The organism is Photorhabdus kayaii, from assembly GCF_025384895.1.
Classification (GTDB): Bacteria; Pseudomonadota; Gammaproteobacteria; order Enterobacterales; family Enterobacteriaceae; genus Photorhabdus; species Photorhabdus kayaii.
On record NZ_JAJAFZ010000228.1, the window covers coordinates 1 to 568 of the forward strand.

The following is a 568-nucleotide window of genomic DNA, read 5'->3' on the forward strand; positions in this document are numbered from 1 at the left end:
ATCATCATTATTATCGAGGTGCATTAATGACTTATTCAGTAATAAAAAAATGGGGTAATAGTCCGTCTGTACGACTTCCTGTAGCTATCATGAAAGCAACATCCTTGAACGTTGATGATACAGTTGATATTGCAGTCGAAAATGGTCGCATTATCATTATTCCTGTAAAAGCGAAAGAATATTCTCTTGATGCACTGTTAGCCGGTATCACACCAGAAAATGTTCACGAAAAGGTAAATTTTGGCTCACCAGTTGGTAAGGAATTACTCTGATGGTTTCTCTTTTTATTCCTGATTGCGGTGATTTAATCTGGCTTGATTTTGATCCGGTGGGGGCCTTACAGGCAGGGCTGATGACGCTTAAATTACGCGATGCGTGACGGGGATAAACCGCTAAATACAGAACTATCACCATTTGTTACAATTTGCTCCCCGTTTTTACGGGGACATGATGATGGTGTTGTTGATTACGTTATTGATTGTACTGTTGTTTCTCTTTCAACTTTCAATCAACCTTTGGGATGGGGAGTTATGCCAAAGAAATTAGTTCCAGAAAAGCCATTTTGTGA

2 protein-coding genes are annotated in these 568 nt (G+C 39.3%); both read left to right on the forward strand.

Features of this window, described 5'->3' with window-relative positions; translation table 11 throughout:
* Positions 1-272 (forward strand): AbrB/MazE/SpoVT family DNA-binding domain-containing protein (locus LGZ98_RS24050; protein ID WP_315902015.1); only part of this gene is annotated, 272 nt, incomplete at its 5' end.
* 99 nt (positions 273-371) lie between these two features.
* The coding region (locus LGZ98_RS24055) for a hypothetical protein (RefSeq protein WP_262978763.1) at positions 372-568 on the forward strand (197 nt) is incomplete at its 3' end.